Origin of the sequence: Verminephrobacter aporrectodeae subsp. tuberculatae At4, from assembly GCF_000193225.1 — a bacterium.
Lineage (GTDB): Bacteria > Pseudomonadota > Gammaproteobacteria > Burkholderiales > Burkholderiaceae_C > Acidovorax > Acidovorax aporrectodeae.
Genome location: NZ_AFAL01000924.1, coordinates 1 through 218, shown reverse-complemented (window position 1 = coordinate 218; position 218 = coordinate 1). Strand labels below are relative to the sequence as shown.

The window sequence follows — 218 nt, the reverse complement described above, 5'->3', positions numbered from 1 at the left end:
CGAGGGGCTGGAGGAAGGCATCGAGAAGGGGTTGGCACAAGGCGTCAAGAAGGGGTTGGCGCAAGGCGTCAGGAAGGGACGGGCCGACGTGGCACGCAATCTCCTGGCGCTGCTCGACGATGAAGCCATCGCGCGGGTGAGCGGCCTGGCCCTGCCGAAGATCAAAAAGCTGCGCGCAGGGGCCTGAACCGGTCGCGGTGCACAAGGCTTTGGCGCGG

General features: G+C 67.0%; 1 pseudogene. It reads left to right on the top strand.

The window, feature by feature from the left end:
- A pseudogene (locus tag VTU_RS34240) lies at positions 1-187 on the top strand (Rpn family recombination-promoting nuclease/putative transposase); the annotation flags it as partial.
- Between the last annotated feature and the right edge of the window lie 31 nt (positions 188-218).